The 20,184-nt window shown below is 45.6% G+C and carries 13 protein-coding genes, 1 pseudogene and 1 riboswitch; of the genes and pseudogenes, 6 read left to right on the top strand and 8 right to left on the bottom strand.

Going from position 1 to position 20,184, the window contains the following annotated elements; genetic code table 11:
- Nucleotides 1–311: 311 nt before the first annotated feature.
- The 5 genes and pseudogenes from AC3ITG_RS15880 to AC3ITG_RS15860 form a co-directional block, all read right to left on the bottom strand.
- The gene (locus AC3ITG_RS15880) at nucleotides 312–1,244 is read right to left on the bottom strand and encodes a tyrosine-type recombinase/integrase (RefSeq protein ID WP_413378884.1); all 933 of its coding nucleotides are present in this window, start codon (nucleotides 1,242–1,244) and stop codon (nucleotides 312–314) included.
- Nucleotides 1,245–1,271: 27 nt separating this feature from the next.
- Nucleotides 1,272–2,345 (bottom strand): hypothetical protein, encoded by a 1,074-nt coding sequence (locus AC3ITG_RS15875; RefSeq protein WP_489254346.1) that lies wholly within the window; start codon nucleotides 2,343–2,345, stop codon nucleotides 1,272–1,274.
- A gap of 312 nt (nucleotides 2,346–2,657) precedes the next feature.
- Nucleotides 2,658–4,096: pseudogene (gene bcaP, locus AC3ITG_RS15870) on the bottom strand (branched-chain amino acid transporter BcaP).
- A 543-nt stretch (nucleotides 4,097–4,639) separates the two neighbouring features.
- On the bottom strand, nucleotides 4,640–6,016 hold the full coding sequence (locus tag AC3ITG_RS15865) for an amidohydrolase family protein (RefSeq protein WP_489254345.1): 1,377 nt from the start codon (nucleotides 6,014–6,016) through the stop codon (nucleotides 4,640–4,642).
- Nucleotides 6,017–6,216: 200 nt separating this feature from the next.
- Nucleotides 6,217–6,777, bottom strand: coding sequence for a CGNR zinc finger domain-containing protein (locus tag AC3ITG_RS15860; RefSeq protein ID WP_489254344.1), 561 nt, complete (start codon nucleotides 6,775–6,777; stop codon nucleotides 6,217–6,219).
- A 137-nt stretch (nucleotides 6,778–6,914) separates the two neighbouring features.
- On the opposite strand from AC3ITG_RS15860, the gene AC3ITG_RS15855 reads away from it, so the two are divergent.
- The 6 genes from AC3ITG_RS15855 (at nucleotide 6,915) to AC3ITG_RS15830 (ending at nucleotide 12,763) form a co-directional block, all read left to right on the top strand.
- A complete protein-coding gene (locus tag AC3ITG_RS15855; RefSeq protein ID WP_413378874.1) occupies nucleotides 6,915–7,412 on the top strand; it encodes a DinB family protein in 498 nt (165 codons plus the stop codon).
- An 83-nt stretch (nucleotides 7,413–7,495) separates the two neighbouring features.
- A riboswitch (FMN riboswitch) is annotated at nucleotides 7,496–7,649 on the top strand.
- Nucleotides 7,650–7,793: 144 nt separating this feature from the next.
- Nucleotides 7,794–8,774, top strand: coding sequence for a DMT family transporter (locus AC3ITG_RS15850; RefSeq protein ID WP_489254343.1), 981 nt, complete (start codon nucleotides 7,794–7,796; stop codon nucleotides 8,772–8,774).
- Nucleotides 8,775–8,910: 136 nt separating this feature from the next.
- Nucleotides 8,911–10,416, top strand: coding sequence for an amidase (locus tag AC3ITG_RS15845; protein ID WP_489254342.1), 1,506 nt, complete (start codon nucleotides 8,911–8,913; stop codon nucleotides 10,414–10,416).
- A 138-nt stretch (nucleotides 10,417–10,554) separates the two neighbouring features.
- Entirely contained in the window at nucleotides 10,555–11,172 is a 618-nt protein-coding gene (locus AC3ITG_RS15840; protein ID WP_413378868.1) for a DUF1989 domain-containing protein, read from the top strand.
- Nucleotides 11,173–11,291: 119 nt separating this feature from the next.
- Complete coding sequence (locus AC3ITG_RS15835; protein ID WP_489254341.1) at nucleotides 11,292–11,918, top strand: LysE family transporter; 627 nt, start codon at nucleotides 11,292–11,294, stop codon at nucleotides 11,916–11,918.
- Nucleotides 11,919–12,001: 83 nt separating this feature from the next.
- Nucleotides 12,002–12,763 carry a YqcI/YcgG family protein gene (locus AC3ITG_RS15830; RefSeq protein WP_489254340.1) on the top strand — a complete coding sequence of 254 codons (762 nt, stop codon included), beginning with the start codon at nucleotides 12,002–12,004 and terminating at the stop codon, nucleotides 12,761–12,763.
- An 85-nt stretch (nucleotides 12,764–12,848) separates the two neighbouring features.
- Here AC3ITG_RS15830 and AC3ITG_RS15825 read toward each other — a convergent pair whose 3' ends face one another.
- The 3 genes from AC3ITG_RS15825 to helD form a co-directional block, all read right to left on the bottom strand.
- On the bottom strand, nucleotides 12,849–14,195 hold the full coding sequence (locus AC3ITG_RS15825; protein WP_489254339.1) for an amino acid permease: 1,347 nt from the start codon (nucleotides 14,193–14,195) through the stop codon (nucleotides 12,849–12,851).
- A gap of 328 nt (nucleotides 14,196–14,523) precedes the next feature.
- Complete coding sequence (locus AC3ITG_RS15820; protein WP_489254338.1) at nucleotides 14,524–17,370, bottom strand: DUF8487 domain-containing protein; 2,847 nt, start codon at nucleotides 17,368–17,370, stop codon at nucleotides 14,524–14,526.
- Between the two features lie 266 nt (nucleotides 17,371–17,636).
- Nucleotides 17,637–20,066 carry an RNA polymerase recycling motor HelD gene (gene helD, locus AC3ITG_RS15815; RefSeq protein ID WP_489254337.1) on the bottom strand — a complete coding sequence of 810 codons (2,430 nt, stop codon included), beginning with the start codon at nucleotides 20,064–20,066 and terminating at the stop codon, nucleotides 17,637–17,639.
- Between the last annotated feature and the right edge of the window lie 118 nt (nucleotides 20,067–20,184).

The following is a 20,184-nucleotide window of genomic DNA, read 5'->3' as shown; positions in this document are numbered from 1 at the left end:
TATCATGAGCAACTAGCGTAAAGGTTGTATAACTAAAGGACCACCTGTATCTTCCTTATGAAGATGCGAGTGGTCCTTTGGTCTTGTTATAAACAAGTATTAATTATAGCAAAATAAAAATTGATTTCATATTTAAGTTTACATAATAATTGTTCCGTTAATAAAAAACAGATTTATTTAAAATTAGTATTCACCTCTCATATTCCCATTAAATGTATTAACACTCCTCTACATGAAATTACAAAAAAACCTGTCACGTGGACAGGCTTCTCTATCATTACTTCCTTCTATATATAACTGAAGCTTATCTCTTACATATCCGCCACAAACGCGGGAAGTTTGACATCCAGCAAGGCCATCGCTTCCTCCTTCTCACGGCTGGTTACGTGGGTGTACACCGTGGTGGTTTGAATGGAGGAGTGACCCAACAGCTCCTGAACCGTTCGCAAATCTGCTCCGCGTCTAAGCATCATGGTAGCGAATGAGTGACGCAGTTTATGACTGGAATAGTTCACACGCTGATTGGAGGCCGATTCCTGCTGAAAGCGTTCAAAGGTTTCGGTCGATATAAGCTGAATACTGCGAATCGACAATCGTTTCCCTTTTTGCGAGACGAATAAGGCCTCTTCCTTTGCACGCCATGGATCCAGCCGCTCCTGGAGAGCCTGGGATAACAGTTCGGCAACGGTCTCAGGCACAGGCAGTGTACGCCATTTCCGGCCCTTACCGAATACGTCCAGCGTGCGCCGTTCCGCATTATAGTTTTTGCAGTTCAAGGCATGAACCTCTCCGACCCGCAATCCCATGTATCCCATGAGCAGAAAAATAGCCAGGTTTCGTGTACGATACTTGCCCTCGACCGATTGCAAAAATCGTTCCAAACCGCTTTCGTCAAGGAAGACGGGGGCACGATTTTGCTCGGTTTTGGATTTCTTAATTCCGAAAGCGGGGTTATTGGTCACCAATTCAAGCTCAATCAATGACTTATAAAAACAGTTCACCGCTGCGTGTTTCCGATTCCGCGTAGAGTCACTTACCCCTCTTTCCCGAGCTCGGGACAAGAAGGATAAAACATGAAGTTTTTTGACCTGCTCCAGTGACTTTCCATTAATAGAGATGAGAAATTCAGCAACGTCACCTGTGTATGATTTTACCGTATGTCCCGTGTAGCCCGCATCTTTCATCCATATATGAAAAGCTTCAAGCTCATCGGCGTATTGCTCCTGAATCTCTTCAGTCATCATCTGTGTTCGTCACCACACTTCTATTTATTAGTCTACAATTACGACGTCGATTAGTGGGATGATCGCCTCGGGCTGTCCCTCACTGCGGGTGAGTACAAATGAAGGCAGTGGATTTTCGTGCAGTCCATTCACTGATTCACAGATCTGAACATACAAGTCCATACGCAACGTCTCGCCTTCACCCGCAACATCAATTACAGGCCATGCTTTCTCTGCACAGGATGGCCAGTAAGCCAATTCATTTACCGGCACGATACTTAATTGTTTACTTTCAGGATGCACACGGTATATTCCCGTGGTCTGAGGTTCATCACCCAGCTTGTCTACCGAAAGTATAGTTCTCGAATGTTCATCCGGAGCCGAATAAATCGAATAACACCATGGTGTTACTCCCCAGGCAATCGCCATGAGACCTTCCTCCAGCAAGGTGTCCGAAAGGTCACCCTCACTGAATTGTTCAATCAGATTATGGTTTCCAGAACCGATCAAATCTTCTACACGTTTAGCCATACGAGGCAGATCTGCGAGAATAAAGCCACCACTGCCGTAGGAGTCAAACACATGATTATCCCGTGTCCAGACCGTTTCGGGTACTGCGTTCATCTGCACAACTTCGGCTGGAAACAGACATATCGCTACAGTTACTACCTGAGCATATTTCACCATGGCATGCTGCTCGGGCTCCAGTGGTCCCTCTGCGATGCGGGGTGTTTTGACGTGCAGTGAAATTCGCAGCTCGTACTCCCCTTCTGCAAAGTCACCCAAATTCAATACGATCGGATGATCTATTCCTTCAATGGGAGTGAGTGAGCATGTACTGTCTGGTCGCAGGGTAACTGCATATTGTACAAATCCCAGCTCCTCCCCATATATGATAATGGCATCTTGCCGATCCGGCGGTGCATCCATTTGCTGCGCAACAACCGATACTTTGCGTCCATCCTTCAAACGGCGCTGCGGATCAATATCCAATTGAAATTCGTTTGTGTCCCCTGGGTGTGAAATGATTAGTTTCGTCTCGGCAAGTACGGCTGAGTCAGCCAATGCAAAACCAAAATTCGAATTTTGGTGATGTTGATTGGTATGTAATGGTGTGTTCATGATACATCCCCTCTCCTATATCTGATGGCATGTCACACCCCCAAATATATGTCATATTTGCCCTGACCGCAACCCCGGTTCCGCTCACAAGGACAGATGTATTACTTATTAGATACCCATATATAGCCTTATACATTACCATTTTTTTTGTATTACACGAACTGCTCTCACAAAAAAAAGCCCCATTCCGCGCCGTTTTGGCGATGCGGTATGAGACAATGCAGTTGACTCTATTACGTATAGTTCTAGTGTGACAAATTAATTTACTAACCTTTCACGATATCTCTACAATGTAGGAATCAGCTATGACAGCTATTTCCCCTTTGTTTTTTTGAAAGTGTCCGATATACGCCGTGCCGGATTCAAATGACTGTGATGACGACCGTAGGCAAAGTAGATGATTAAACCAATAATTAACCAACCGAAGAACGTGATCCAAGTCAGAGCCGCAAGACGTGTCATGAGATACATACAACCAACAGCACTCAGAATAGGAATCAATGGAACCAAAGGTACACGGAATCCCCTTTTTAGTTCCGGGTTGTTTTTCCGCAATACGATAATTCCCAGACTCACAACCGCGAAAGCAAACAGTGTTCCGATGTTGGTCAATTCCGCCAGATGGCCAAGTGAGATGAATCCCGAGAATAAAGCGACGATGATCCCAGCAACCCAAGTACCCGTAGCGGGTGTTTGGCTTTTGCCACTGACTTTAGAGAACACCGGAGACAATAGTCCGTCCCGTGACATGGAATAAAGCAAACGTGTCTGACCATACATCATTACAAGTAATACAGTGGTAATTCCCGTAATCGCTCCAAGCGAAACAATCCAGGACAATCCTTTCAACTGCACAAATTCAAAGGCAAAGGCAACCGGATCACTCACATTTAGCATGTGATAAGGTACAATCCCTGTCAGGATCAACGATACAACGATGTAAAGCACGGTACAGATCGCAAGGGATGCAATAATACCGATTGGCAAGTCCCGTTGAGGACGTTTCACTTCTTCCGCAGCCGTAGATACCGCATCGAAACCAATGTAAGCAAAAAATACCGTTGCCGCCCCTGCGGTTACCCCTGAGATGCCAAACGGAAGAAACGGTTGCCAGTTATCTGGCTGCACATAGAACACACCCACACCGATAAAGATCAGCACCACGATGATTTTAATCGCTACCATGATTCCGTTGGCACGAGCAGCCTCTTTCACCCCTCGGGTGAGCAGGAACGTGATGATTAACGTGATCGCCGCTGCGGTGATATCAAAATAGGTTCCCTTTTCAGGACTAAATGCACTGGTGAGCGCATGGGGTAATTGCAACCCAAATCCGGACAATAACGTTTGAAAATATCCAGACCAACCGCTGGCAACAGCCGCACTCGCAAATCCATACTCAAGAATTAGATCCCATCCCAGAATCCAGGCAATGACTTCGCCGAAAGCGGTATAGCTGTATGTATACGCACTTCCTGAAGCAGGCACACTGGATGCAAACTCCGAGTAACATAATGCAGCGAAGGCGCAGATAATACCTGCCAGCAGAAAAGACAGTACCAAACCGGGACCTGCATATTTTGCAGCAGCAACGCCTGTTAATACAAAGATACCCGTACCGATGATCGCACCTACCCCGAGGGTCATTAGATCAAATGGGCCAAGCACCTTTTCAACATGTTGCTTTCGTTATCTCCGGTGGCAATCGGCTTTTTTCTAAACAGGGAAGATCGATTCTGGTTTTGATTCATACACAGTTTCCTCTCGTATTGAAAATGATGAATGTGTCTCTTTACTTCAAATATTTTGTTTTGTTCATCTGTTCTATGAAAAAGCCCTTTGTTCTATCTTACCGACCAACTACAAAAATCTATCGATTTCTACACTTTGTCGCGTTGCTTGGTTAAATTTATTTTGGGATGATAGTATATTTTGTGCGTTCTAGACGAAAATTATCATGATCTGTTGGACAGGGCTGAATATGAAAATCGATTTAAAAGAAAACTGCGTATAATTTATATTATGCGCAGTTTTTTAATAGCTTTTTTCTTTAACAAAACATTATAAACCCGTTGTTACATGCAACTACAGAAATGCAGTGCCTTTTCGCCTCTTTTTGCTGTTTATTCCTTACTCCCCCTGTCTTGTTGCACAATAAACAGGTACGCCAAAGAGCCACATATCCGTATGTGGCTCTTCACTCGAAACACTATTAGATCTATAAGACAGATAAGAACATCCTTTCTTTTCATTCCGGAAGAGAGTCACTCTTTCATTCACATGGATTATCTAACTTATGAAAATACAATTCGCTCTGCATCCGACATCCGATATTGAGATAGCAGATATTCCTTGCTTGCCAAAGCCTTCCGACGGACCTCGTTCAGATCGACATGCAGCAACCTGCCTTCGCGCTTCACCGGCCGACCTGCTACGAACACGGTATCCACATTGGATGGATTGGCAAATTGAACGACGGCTCCAACCGGATCATGCACCGGGAATAAGTTAAGGTCGGTGGTTCGGATCATAATCAGATCGGCTTCTTTACCTGGCGTAAGTGTGCCAATCTTCCGTTCAAGTCCAAGAGCCTTCGCCCCAGCAGAAGTTGCGAATCTCAACACTTGACTGGATTGCAGATTAAGCTCACCAGGCATTTCACCCTGCAGCAAAAGTTGTTCATTTTCCCGAGAACGTTCAGCTTGAAGTGCAAATTTCATCTGGGAGAACATATCCCCACCTGTTGATGTTACAACATCGACTCCGAGCGTTGGAGTTCCTCCATTTTCCAGGAAGTACCCCGTTGCCGGATACCCGTGCCCCATCATCATCTCTACTTCCGGTGTGACAGACAGTGAGGCGCCGCTATCGGCCAACATTTTATACTCATCCGTATCCATCGTATTTCCGTGTACGACGTTCAGACCTGGACTCAGTAAACCAGCCTCATACATTTTACTTATCGAACGATCTACAGATCCCCAGCTTCCAAAGCCAACATGCATGGAACATATCGCTTCCAGCTCTTGGGCAAGCTGAATTTCCTTCACCGTGGTATCCCAATGGCTGAACTCCGGACCACGAATAGCAAGGCCGAACGTAAGCAGCTGATCCCGTGAAGAAAAATACTGTTCCTTGACTCTTCTCACATCATTCGAATACGTAAGCTGGCTCTCTCTGTTCCAGTAGGGCGTCTCACCCGGTACACCATAAGCGAAAACCGACCGAATACCCGCATCCTGAAGTCCGCGAATCAGTTCATCCGTGTGCTCCGGTGAATACGGCATACTCCAGTCAAGTACCGTGGTCACTCCTGCATTAAGCGCTTCCAAAGAACCGAGCAAATTGGCGATATAGCTGTCTTGTGGCCGGAGTTTACTTCCCATCGCTCCATAGTAGAGATTTTGTAGATAGATCGGCAGTGACCAGTTGGTTCCCGCTGTTTTTACAAGCGACTCCCACACATGCCGGTGCGTATCTACGAGTCCAGGGAGTATGATCATCTCCGATGCATCTATCACTTCTGCTTCAATACAACTCAGATCGGGCTGGATAGCAGTAATAAGAGAATCCTCAATGAGAACGTCCGCCCGTTTATACTGACCCACCGACGAATCCATAGACAATACACAACCATTTTTCAGTAGATAACTTGTCCCCACAAGACACATCTCCAATCATTGTTTTTTGTTGGATATACGCTTGAATCCCGGATGTTAATCTCTGATGAAATGACTAGCTGAAATATTTTAAGTATATAACCATTATATAGGACTACATGGGAAGATTCAATTTTGGATTTACCAAAATCTTATTGAATATTTCCTGTCTGTTGCAAAGTACAGAAAATCAAACTTTCTTTGTATACACCTTACTCTTGCTGCTGGTCCTTCTTCTGTTTTGCCCGAAACCTTCTAACCTTCATCAGATTACCACACATCTTGTCATCACAATATTTCTGGGTTCTACTGCGTGTATCGTCATAGAAAAACCAACGGCAATCCATATTGTCACAGATACGAATTCTTCCGCCATCCCCTTCAATTACTGTGATCGCAAAATCGGCTGCGACCTCTGCCATGACCTGCTGCCATTGAGTTCCTACAGGAATAAGTGAAATTTTCAGTCCCTCATCTCCAGCCTTCAGTCTTCTTATGACTTGACCTTCCTCCATCATGGCGTTAAGCCATTCCTGGTCTTTGTTCGATAATGGATTTCCGCCAGATAAACGAGTTGCAAGAGCCTGCAATTCATTTCTGAAGTTTCTCAAGGCTCCCTCCTCTTCAGATGAAGCAGGTATAGATGCGTTCAGTTGCCATTGTTTAATGAATGCTTGCTGCCATTCGGCTTTGCCAAGCCTGTCCTCAGAACGATCTCCGCCACGCCAGTCATGGTAATCACTGTTTACAAAATCAGTCCATAGTCTATCCATACGTACCTCCGCTAAATTGTAACGATCTAAAACGAAAAAAGATAGTTACATTTATTCATGTTTGGGTTATATTAATTGTAACCACATTTAAGTGCTTTAGCTAGTTACCATGAATTTATTTTAGGGAGGAAAAATCAATGACTACAACAGCAACAGAACTATTGCTCATTCAGAAAGATGACACTTGGGATCAATGTAACTGGATTGTGCCTTTATCCAAGGCACTCGAAGGACTGACTGCTGAACAGGCAGCCTGGGTTCCATCATCCGGTGGATTAAGCATCTGGCAGTTGGTCAACCATATGTATTATTATAATCAACGCTTGCTGAGTCGCATTCAGCGTACAACACCATCCGGTACACCTGCCGAAAACAATGAATCTACCTTCGGAGATCCGGGCGACCCTTCTGATAGCACTGGCTGGAGTACACTTATGCAAAATACAACACAATTAGCCGGACAGCTTCGTCATCAGCTTGCTTCATTAGAAGAATCCGATCTTGAAGCCCCTTTCATGGATACGGATGAAAAATGGGCACATGAACTTGCCCGCTGGGTACTCCACGATGCGTATCATGCAGGACAGATTGTATTACTACGCAGACAACAGGGAAGCTGGAATATCATATTCTAAAAAAACACTTGAACTGCTAGCGCTTACAGGAATAAGATGGACTTATTAATGTTACAGCTTGTTCAATACACAATATAATTGAATAGGATCTTCGGGGTAGGGTGCAATTCCCAACCGGCGGTGATGTTCTTAAAGAACCAGCCCGCGACTCGCTGTTTGACCAGACTTTGGACATTCAGCGACTGACTTGGTGTGACTCCAAGGCCGACGGTACAGTCCGGATGAGAGAAGATCAACACATTAACATGCCGTTACGGAAAGGCTTATTTTCGTACGACATGTCAATGATTGAGCCCCCGTTTATTTGGTGTATACCAAAACGGGGGCTTTTGTCGATTTTGCCAACTGAAGATTCCGTGTTCTGACGAAGGAGTCCTGAATATGGAAAAGACCCAAACTGCATCAACGGTTTACCGTAAGGAACGAAGCAATACCGGATTCTGGCTCGTCGTGCTCGGCGCCGCCCTTTGGGGCGTAGATCCATTGTTCCGTATCATTTTGCTCAAAACGATGACCTCCACTCAGATTGTGCTTGTGGAACATATTATTGTCAGCCTTGTGGCGATTCCCGTGCTGTGGAAGTTTCGGGCGGATCTGAAAAACCTGCGTGCACGCCACTGGATTGCCGTGATCTTTATCTCCTGGGGAGGATCTGCTCTCGCCACGGTATTATTCACACTTGCGCTTACACATAACGATCCCAACACCGTCTTATTGTTGCAAAAGATGCAGCCGCTATTTGCGATTGTTCTGGCTAAGCTTCTGCTGAAAGAAACATTGCCTCGCCGCTTCGGTGGACTGTTTATCATTGCACTTGCAGGAACATACCTGCTCACGTTCGGATTCACCCTTCCCCTTGGCAACTGGGACAATTGGGTTCATGCAGGCAGCCTGTTATCGCTGGGTGCAGCTGCATTGTGGGGCGGTTCAACGGTTATGGGGCGGCTGATGCTGGGGCAAACCCGTTATGAAACGGTCACCTCTCTGCGCTTTGTCGTAGCCTTGCCACTGCTGATCTTTATGACGTGGAACGAAGGTGCTGCCTGGACATTCCCTTCCGCTACAGGTGAACAGGCGGCTGTAGCACTTAATATTCTGGGTCAGGCATTACTGCCAGGGTTACTGAGTCTTCTGTTATATTACAAAGGTCTCTCTTCCACCAAGGCCTCAGTTGCAACGCTCGCAGAACTGAGCTTCCCGATGGCCGGTGTACTGGTAAACTGGATTGCATTCCGTACATTAATTACATGGGAGCAACTGGTGGGCTTCATCCTCATCTGGATTGCCCTATTCGCCATCTCCAAACAGCAAGAACGCTCAGCGAGTCCGGCTGACGGTGCACCAAAGCTTCGTACGGATTGAATTTTATATAAAAGCAAATCAATTAAGGCACTGGACATCCTTTGAGATGTACAGTGCCTTTTGTCTTTTCACTATTCCGGTGGTACGATGACATATGGAATAGTAGATCAAGTCAATTTAGAGAGGAACGATTATCATGTCTTCATCTTCATCATTTTCATATACATCTTACGATGCCATAGGCTTGGCTGAATTGGTTCGCGCACGGGAGATATCTCCTGTCGAATTGCTGGAAGCGGCGTATGCACGCCTGGAAGAAGTGAACCCGCAGCTTAATGCGGTCATTCGTACATATGAAACACGTGCACGTCAGGAAGCGGGTATGGTTCGCCCGGGAGAGCAGCCCTTTGCCGGCGTGCCCTTGTTATTGAAAGATATCTCCCAAGCCCTGGAGGGTGAAATTCTCACCTCGGGTTCACGTCTTCTCAGTGAACATCGTGCACTGCGGAATTCCAATTTCGTTTCGCGTCTGCGCGATGCAGGCTTCATTATCATTGGACATACCAATACGCCGGAATTTGGCCTGAAAAATATTACTGAGCCCCGTCTTCACGGTGCAAGTCGAAATCCATGGAATACGAATCACTCACCAGGTGGTTCAAGTGGAGGTGCCGCTGCCGCAGTAGCCTCGGGTGTTGTACCCCTTGCGGGAGCCAGTGACGGTGGCGGTTCAATCCGAATCCCTGCTTCATTCAGCGGCTTGTTCGGACTCAAGCCTACACGTGGACGGACACCCGTTGGACCGGGGGTTGGTCGTCAGTGGCAAGGTGCTTCGATTGATTTTGCCTTGTCCCGTTCCGTTCGCGACAGCGCTGCTTTACTGGATACACTGCAAGTGATTCAACCCGAAGCTGCGTTTCATGCTCCCCTCTTTCCAGGCAGCTACCTGGCTGATATGCACTATCCTCATCAACGCAAACTGAAAGTCGCTTACACAACAGCTTCTCCTGTAGGTACACCTGTGAGTGACGAAGCCAAAGAAGCTGTATATAAGATGGTTCGCTGGCTGGAAGAACAGGGTCATGAGGTTGAAGAAAAGCTGAGTCCAGTTAATGGTGTCAAACTGATGGAGAACTATTACATGATGAACAGCGGCGAAATGGCGGCGATGATCTCTTCCATGGAACGTTCTATGGGCAGATCTTTAACATCTGATGACATGGAGATCGAGTCCTGGGTTCTGGCTGAAGCGGGTAAAAAAGTATCTGCTGCCGAATTCGTACATAGTCTGGCCGAATGGGATGTTGCCGCAGCCCAGATGTCCACATTGTTTGAACGGTATGATTTTTATGTCACACCCGTCAATGCTTTTCCAGCACCCAAGATCGGAGAATTGACACCTCATGATGAACAAATTCAGCATCTGATGCGTATTAGCGATTTGGACAAGATCCAGCAGCAACAGTTGATTTATGAGATGTTTGAACCAAGTCTTACCTACACTCCGTTCACTCAGCTCGCAAATCTGACGGGTCAACCAGCCATGAGTGTTCCTGTGCATCTGACTCCTGAAGGCCTGCCCATGGGTGTACAAATTATGGCAACGAAAGGCCGTGAAGACTGGTTGCTTCATCTGGCTGGTCAGCTGGAAACATCCGAACTTTGGGTCGGCATGAAAGGCAATCCACTCTTTCCAGTATAAATGCATTCCCTTTTTCACGTATCTCAGCAATCTTACGTACAGCGTATCCTTCAGAGTCATCTGTTGCATTACTCAATAGTGAATGAAAGTAATGTCATCTCCGCATACTGAGTTTAAAAAACATCGGGGGAAATACGGATGAATTCAACGAAAACCCATAAGCAGTCTATTCATATTCCTGCCAAAACAGGTTACGCTCTTAGAGTGAAGAAAGGTTCGTTGATCCGTGTTACCGATTTGGAGGGGCAGCAAGTGGTCGATTTTGTTGCTTACGATGCGCAAAATATCAATAATCGGCTTGATCCCGGTGTAACACTCGATGTCCTGCGAACATACAGGATTAAACCGGGACAATGCCTGTATTCTAACCGTTATGAACCTCTCATTTCCATTGTCCAAGAAACTGTAGGCATTCATGATTTTTTCAATTCGGCCTGTCGTCCAGAGATGTATGAGGTCTTATATGATAAAAAAGATCATCCCAGTTGTTATCATAATCTGAATACAGCCTTGGAACCTTTCGGCATCGCTCCCCCAGATCAGCATTATCCCTTCAACCTATTTATGAATTCCGTTGTAGATGGCGAGGGGAAAATTGATGTTATCGCACCCGAATCGAGCGCTGGTGACTATGTGGAAATGGAAGCTTTGATGGATCTGATCATCGGTTTGTCTGCTTGTCCATGTGAAGAGAGTTCTTGTAACGGGTACCATTGTACTCCTGTTCAACTAGACGTGGAATCAACGACCGTTTAAATGAGCTCTATGCTAACAGCTTGTTCTAATTTGCTCCAAACGGGAATACGATGACTTGTACCCGTAAGTGTGTGACTTATCGGTACAAGTCGTCGACCCGTTAAGGAGTGAACGCGTATATGTCTGTACTGTTCAGTTATATTATTCTGGGAATCTCACTATCAGCTCCAATTGGTCCGATCAATGCTGCTCAGTTGGATCGGGGAGCACGCCACGGATTCATGCATGCCTGGATTTTGGGACTGGGAGCTATGTTTGCCGATTTGGTGTACATGCTTCTGATTTACTTTGGAGTTGCCCATTTTCTGGACACGCCGTTCATGCGCTCGTTTCTTTGGTCTTTTGGCAGCTTTATTTTGGTATATACCGGAGTGGAAACACTGTCCAAGTTAAAAGACGGCATCCAGGCCTCTTCTACAGAAGATGCAAGGGTTGGAAAATCCTTTATATCTGGCTTTCTCATGGCCCTGTCCAATCCGCTGAATATTTTATTCTGGCTCGGGATTTACGGCTCTATTCTTGCTACAACCGTGAAGCATACCGACACCGCTCATCTACTACTATACAGTTCTGGTATTTTCATAGGAATCCTTGTATGGGACGTTATCATGGCTGGTATGGCCAGCCGATTTCATAAACGCAGCAACGAAACCGTTTTGCGCTGGATCTCCATCATCTCAGGAATCTGCCTTATCGGATTTGGCCTGTACTTCGGGTTTGAAGCTGTACGCTCCATCTTTTTCTGACATAAAAACTACACTGGACAGTCACCCAACGCCATCCGCATTAATACGTTAACGGTATCATGTGGAATGGAGTTGGAGAATCCATGGCAGATCTGTACAGTGCCGATGAAATAAATGCATTATTCAAAGGTCTGCCCGAATGGCAGCAGGACGCGTATTCACAATTCGCTAATATGATTGCAGATGAGGGTAATACGTATCCTTGTGTACCCGGACGGATGGGTTTTCTCTCAGGACATCTGAGATACGGATTCACAAGTGATCCGCGTACACAAGCTTCTGCTGAAGACATGGCGGAATTACTTAGCCAATATGGACCCGTTTCACGGGACACGGGACATTACGCTTCTTTGGTAGTCATTTGCGATACATCGGATGATTTGAGAAAAAACACAACAGTGGAGCAGTATCAGTCCTTGTTCTGGGAAATGCTTAACCGGGTAAGCTCACTCGATGCTGCTTCCTGGCCTGAACATATTTCGACTGATCCGCATGAAGCCACATGGGAATTTTGCTTTGGCGGGGAGCCCTACTTTTGTTTCTGTGCCACTCCCGCGCACGAGCTTAGAGCCAGCAGGCACTTCCCTTATCTTATGTTTGCTTTTCAACCACGGTGGGTGTTTGAATCGATTAATGACAACACACCTCTTGGCCGGAAAATGAAAACCTTGATTCGCAAGCGCTTGGCAGCCTATGATGCCGTTCCGGCTCACCCTTCACTCATGTGGTATGGGGAGCAGGATAATCTGGAATGGAAACAATATTTCCTGCCCGATGACGAGCAAACCCCTTCCAAATGTCCTTTTATGCGCATGAAGCAAGCCATTAGCAAATTGACGAAATAGCTGATATAAGACAACACAGTAGCATAACCCAAGTACCCAGAACTCAGCAGACCAGCCAAGACGTATGAAAAGCTCTATCCAGGAGTCAGGACTTTGACGGTTTAGTGGATGGTGAAGGTCGCGGTTTTCGTACTTTGTTTATAATATAGGTAATCAAGGCAATCAATACAACAAGACCTATACTTGCCAGCAGACCTCTTCTGCTGGTTTTTTCCATGCCCGTCCCAGCTACTGCTGCAAGTATAAGAACCATGGCGGTCCATACTTTGATACGATTCCATTTTCTTGGTTTCATTTTCTTGATATACGTGATGCAAATCAGAAGCCAGGTATACATTAATACCAAGCTGCCTGCGGTTGTTACATATTCGAATAGGCTCTTAGGCATCCATAACGCCAGGAGAGTAGAAAGGATTAATCCGGCTGCAGTGCATCCTAACGCATATAGAGGCATGCTCTTTTTCCCCCAAGTCTTCGTAAACATCTTCGGTGCATCTCCGTCTTCACCCAGTTTAACTAACATGGACGTAATCGCATAGATTGAAGCGACCATCGTGGAGAACCCCGCGATAATCAAAATTCCATTGAGAATATGAACCACGACCGTAAATCCAATGGATGACATCGCTTTGACGAGAGGACTCTCGTCTGGTGTTAATTTTGCAGCGGGAACCAATAGCAGGATCAAGGCAATCGCCACAACATACAGCGTACTAACGGTTAACAACATCACTCGTCCTGATTTCACTGCGTCCTTTGGTTCTTTCAGCTTGGCTGCCATTAAACCCATGACCTCAATCCCGGCAAAGGCAAAAAAGGCATAAATAAATCCGGTCCACACGCCTTTTATTTTATGAGGAAACCATTCATTCATTATTTTCTGCGGTGTAATCTTTACATCTAACCAGCCCAGACATGCTGCTGCTGCAATCGCGATAAAAGCAACCGTTGCAGCTAACTTGATTACTGCGAGCACATTCTCCGTTTGAGTTAACCCTTTGGCTCCCAATGCGGCGATGAACAATCCAATGCATGCATATACCGCCACAAACACCCATAATGGAAACTTGGGAAACCAAAATTGAGAGAACAATCCGAGTGCCGTTAATGAACTTCCCATGATCAGCATTTCGGAAGACCAATACATCCATCCGCTTCCGAAACCGGCCCATGGGCCGAACGCTTCTCCGGCATATGTTCGAAAAGCCCCTTCCTTCGGATCATCTGCCGTCATCTGAGCCAATGCGCCAAATACAAAATAGGTCCCTGCAGCAGCCAGCACCAAAAGTACAAGCACGAATAAACCGGACCAATGAATAGCCAGACTTGTTCCGAGGAAAAATCCCGTTCCCAGCGTACATCCTGCTCCAAATAATGAAAGACTAATCCAGCTCAGTTTGTCTTCTTCTTTTCGATGCACATGACTTTTCATATGTATCCTCCTTCATTCGTACCCCATTACGGTTTACATATGATGGAGGTTTTATGTCAATAAGGTAAAAAGAGATGAAACTGACTTTTATTTAGTTTACATAATAATGTTTACGTTAACTAATGTCATTGCTGTTGATGTCTCGATACTTTTGGTAACAGATCTTAAGTGATTCTTTAAGCGCCTATAATTAAAGAAAAACCCTTCGAACTGTAAAAAAAACAGTTTGAAGGGTTTCTTGTTAGTTTCTGAAAACAAACTTCTCGTTTAGTATGGCGAATCTGATCGGTGTATGTTCTTATCGATAATAACCTGCATTATGCAGGTTCTATTTCTTTCCTAACAACTGTTGAAGCTCATCCAGCTCTATCTTGGCTTCCGGTTGGAATTCCTCACTTTTTACATATTGTGAAAGGCTATAAAGTAATTGCCGCCCTTCCGTCTGGCTAATCAATTTATCATAATTTAGAGCCCCAACCAGCAGCTTGCCTTTTCCAATCTGGCATTCAAACAGTAGCCCCAGCTTATGATTACGTTCAAAATTGTCGATGGTTTGAACGAAAGGTTGAACTTTTTCTGAGAGCTTATCCAGAATAATAGACCGTGAATTCATGACAATATGCCACCAAGGATAAGTGGAGTGGGTCTCACTTGGAAAATGCTTCAATGCCGGGTGCGAGTTATTAATTAAGAGGCCAAGTGTACCGACGGGTACTTGCTTGTTCATGCTTTCCGAAATAGATCGGAACATCGGATAACACCAGAAATCGGTACAATATGTGCCTTTGACTGAACTATCGTTATCTTCGAGTGTTGGGAGTAACAGCACGCTCTCGCCTTTTTCCAGTAAGTGAATGACTTCATCGGTCAATTCCTTATAAATATGGTCATGTTCAATAGTTGTCACATCATGTTCAGGGTATACCCAAAGGTCATATTGTTTCCGAATATCGGTACCTGGAATATACAGGGACAGAGTGATAGGCGTCATCTTTTTCACATCAGGCAGCTTGAACTTTATCTGGCTTATTTCAAACCAAGTTTCTTCAGAAACAAAGCGAATCTCGTCTTTTCCATGTGCAAGCAGTTGATTCGAATCATGCATCTCCCACTCCACGGTATGACCCTTCAATGAATCTGCTCGGTAGTACCTTAATTGAATATGGGCATTGAAATCTTCTCCCGAATTGTAGTTGAATTTCTCGAATCGGGCCAGAAGGACTGCATCGGAGCAAAACGTTCTCCACTCCTCGGGAGTAACCAACCCTTTCGAATCCATGAAGGCATCCAAAATACCTACCAGTGCTGTCCCCTGTCCACTAAAGTCCTGAAGATCGAGCAATTGAAATCCTGCCAGATGATTGGATCGAAATGCCGCCTCAAGCTCCTCCTTATAGCAGGCTACTGCAAGCTTGCCAGAGCTTTTGAAAAAGGGTTCAGCCAGATGTCCCATTCCTTTGGATTGCAATCGTTCCCGAAACACCTCAAAGTTTTTTGCTTTCAACGACCCGGTATACATCTCGATCTCTTCGTAATTGGGGTACATGGCATATTGTCCAATTTCATGGGAGATGACGGGTAGATGTGGAATGAGCCGTTGTTCAACAGAAGCGGCTTTCACGGTCTTGGCTTCCGTACCATATTGAATTTGAATTTCAGATTCTTCTGCTTGAATTCCCTCATTCTCCAAAACTGTTCCAACTGGCAAGATCATGTCATCGTAGTCCTTCAGGGTACTAGGCACGTCTGTTTGAACATGACCCAACGGGGCATCACACATGGCATAGGAGCCGCGGAAAAGTCTGTCTTTAGAAAAACGTACGCCACAGTAAAAATCTTCTTCCTCTAGAATAAGCGGAGTGAACTGAAAATTGTTAGAACCCTGGGTGTACAGGTGACGTGGATCAAATGCTTTATACGCTTTAATAATGGCATTCAGTCTTTCTTTACTTCCCCAAAGTTCATTACCGAGTGACATCATCACAAAAGAAGGGTGATTCCCATACGCCTTGAGCATGGCAAAGCCTTCACGAATGAGATAGTCCTGTTCAGCCTGATTATGCTGTGGGTCAAGTTCATCCGTGATCGTTCCCCAGAATGGCAATTCAGGCTCCATATAAATGCCGAGCATATCTGCAGCAGTGAACGCTGCTTCAGGAGGACAACAGGTATGGAAACGATAATGATTTATACCATATGATTTGGAAATGCTTAGGATTCTCAGCCATTCATCCAGATTAGTTGGCGCGTAACCTGTAAGCGGAAATATTAAACCATCATGTTTTCCACGAAGAAAGGTCTTTCGGCCGTTGATGGTAAAAGCAGCTCCATTGGCTTCAAAATCTCGCAGTCCTGTTATGATTTCGGTTGTATCCAGCACATCGCCATGTTCCCCCAGCAGAGTAAGGGTCAGCAGATAGAGATGTGGTTCCGAATCACTCCAGAGCAATGCGTCGTCTCCCATCTTGTAGAGCACATTAACTTCGTCCTGGTTGCATGGATAGGTTTGCTCAATCACCACATGATTTCTGTCTGATGCCACATATCCATGAATCTCTTTAAGGGGTTTGAAGGTTTGCGCAGTAACGGACAATACCGTACCTGGTATCGCTTCTGATAATGTACTTGTGATTTTGAATGTTCGCTCTTTAGCATCGGGATAGATCTGTACCTCACCCATGTGCACGTCGTGGTAAAAATGAAGCTCCAGCTTCCCGGTAATTCCGTTCCAGTTAGTCTGTGTATCGACGGATGTAAGATGCCCGCCTTTCGTCGGATAGTCCGTATTATCGACCCGGATGGTAAGGGTGTGCTTTCCTTCCGATAGCCCCTCCGGCAAGCTGTACACATGGGGAGTGTTGAGGCTATCCTGCGCTCCATATTCTTCACCATCGACCCATAACTTGGTTATGCGCGTGCGTTCCAGATACAAACTGCATCTTTTGCCAGCAAGCGTTGCTGGTATATCAATCTCCCGTTTCAGCCATACCCATCCTTCATATGAATATTCATCGGTCAAAGACCCGATGTGAGACACATCGCTCTTTCTTCCTTTGCGTGCATGAGAAGTCGTGTTCGGCAGCGTTATAGTGTCGTCAAATGGGCCTTGAGCGCCTTGTTTATGTTCATCCAGTTGAAGCTCCCAGCTTCCCTGCAAGTTAATTTTGTTTAACATGATCCCAGCTCCTCTATTACTTTATGTATGTAATCTATTCTTCTGGTTACGTTTACTATTATATAACTGTAATCTTAGTCCACCCATATAATAAAATTTATGCCGAGTATAACAATATGGAAATAATTCAAAGGTTGTCGCTGACAAGTTCGTCGCTATAATGACTTAGAAATTCAAAAAAAGTCGCCCAAAAAGGCGACTAGTGTTACTTATTATTTGATTGATTCAATTCGCATACGCTGCTAGATCAGACAATGCCGGCATGTTTACTCCGTTGTATTGACGTCCGATTCCTCGTACAAATCCGCTGGTAAGGCCTGCACGAAAGGCGACCACTCGCCCGTCATGTATAGATGAAGGCGGTGCATAGCCCGCGTACACGCCGTATAAAGAAGCTTGCGTTCATTGTCTCGACCATAAGCTCCAGACGAAGCATCATAGACCAAGACTGCATCGAACTCGACACCTTTGGCGAGGTACACAGGAATGACCATTACACCTTTTTCGAAGTTGAATGTTTCCTTCGTAACGAGCTGCAACGCTTCTCCTCCTTGAATCTGTAACGATTCATGGGCCTTGTGGCTTTCGGCGGCGGTCTTCGTGATGATAGCTATGGAATCAAAGCCCTCGGCTCTTAGCGCCGCGATATCTGCCACCATTTGTGCATCCAGCTTCTCCCTGTCATTGCTTCTCGTCAGCAGGGGCTTTAGGCCTTTTCTTTCAAATGGTACAATTTCATCTCCGTCTGGAAGCATCGCTCTTGTAAATTCAACGATCTCCTTCGTAGAGCGATAACTGCGTACAAGGGAGAAAAGGCTTGTTTCGGCTTCACCGTAGAGACGTACCAGTGGTGAATCAGCTGCGGCCAAATTGGTGGCCTGCGTGAAGATAGCTTGCCCAAAATCGCCGAGCACTGTCATGCGGGCACGGGGAAACAGCTTTTTGAGATATTCATATTGAAATGTTGAATAATCCTGACCTTCATCAACAAAGACATACTTGATTTCCGTGTTCGTCCGGACACCTTCAATCAGTTCTTTTACATACAAATAGGGAGTCGCATCCTCATGGAACAACTCGTTCCGTAGCAGACTTCCCTTCGTTTGACTGCATATCTCAGGCCATAGCGAGGGGATAACCGCAGCATTCGTTTTCTCCCGATAAGCGGCTTCGTCAACAAACAATTCGCCATATATACCTTTGATATCAACAAACGAGAATTTTTTGATTCCTTTTCTTAGTGGGCTAAAACGTTCTTTCACGATCTGGCGGCCGAGCAGTTCCTCCTCCTTCTGCGCAAAGTCAAAGTCACCTTCATCTTCTCGACGCTTCTTGCTTATTTTCTCACGAATTTGGGCGTACTGTTCCGCGATATCGAATACTTCCTTATCTTTATGCAGCACTTCGAAGATATCCGCATACTGATCAGTGTCGAGATAATTCAATTCTTCCTGTACCCACGGTTCTTCACGTTCCATGCGTTCCAGCGAAGCCAGCTCTTTCAGCAGCCATTCCTGCAAGAGAAGAACTCGATTTAGCAAGGGCAGGGAACGATCATAACCGTAAAATTTGGCTCTCATTTGCTCCGCAGTAATTAAATCACGATTTCGAAACTGAATACTGTTGAATCGCATGCCTTCCTGCCCCAACCAGTTTCCATAGTTCTGCAAGGCTTGCAGAAAAGCATCAGAAGCTTTATATTCGATCCCCTGAAGCCGAGCCTCATAGCCCGGAGCTCCATGCGCAGTCAGTACATATTCAATCTGATCAAAGACATCCTCCGGACGCAACAAAGATCCTAGCCAATAGTCGAGAAATTGTTGAAAAGTGGTCTGCTGCATATTATCTTCACCGAGCTCCGGAAGGACAGTGGAAATATAACTGCCAAACATCGGATTCGGTGAGAAAAGAACAATTTGATCAGCACTGATCGTCTGGCGGTGTTTGTACAATAAGTACGCCACCCTCTGCAAGGCTGCGGAAGTTTTACCGCTACCGGCTGCTCCTTGTACGATAAGCATTCGACTTTTGTCATTACGGATGATGGCGTTTTGTTCCTTCTGAATGGTTGCCACGATACTTTTCATTTGTGAATCCGCACCTTTGCCAAGCACTTGCTGCAACAATTGGTCTCCAATCGTTTCGTTCGCATCAAACATGTTGCGGATTTGTCCGTTATGGATCTGAAATTGCCGTTTGAGCTCCATTGTGCCATCGATTCGTCCTATCGGCGTCACATAGGACGCTACGCCGGGGGAAGAGTCGTAGTACATGCTCGCGATCGGTGTACGCCAATCATAGATCAGAAAGCTCAATCCGTCTTCGTCGACAAAAGAAGATACGCCGATATAGATCTGATCGGTGAGGGCCAGACCTTTCTCCTGAAAGTCGATGCGGCCAAAATAAGGGGACGGGAGCAAACGTTTCATGTTATTCCATTGCTGCGTCAACCGCATGTGACCACGTTCCCGCTCGGCCAATACCGCAGACTGCTGGTTAATGGTGTAGAAGGTCTCTTCGAAATCTTCGTGAGTGCTAGTGTTGATCGTAACTTCTTCCCAAAAGCGCTTGCGAATTTCTGTAGCCTGGTCACGCATTCCGGCAACCTCTGGCTCCAATTCTTCGATTTTGGCCTGTAGTTTGTTCCTTACAGACTCCAGCCGCTCCTGTTCCAGCTGCCAATCTTTTGTTTGCATCTCTCTAACCACTCCTTTTCCTATTTTTGGGATGAAAAAGAGCATTGACAAATCAAAATTCCAGATGTAAAATTAAAGTAGGGATAAAAACAAGTACATACTTTATTTTTGTTTGTCA

The sequence above is a fragment of the Paenibacillus sp. GL_099_B genome (assembly GCF_057835695.1).
The sequence above is the reverse complement of the archived record's forward strand: the minus strand, read 5'-3'. Positions and strand labels throughout refer to the sequence as shown.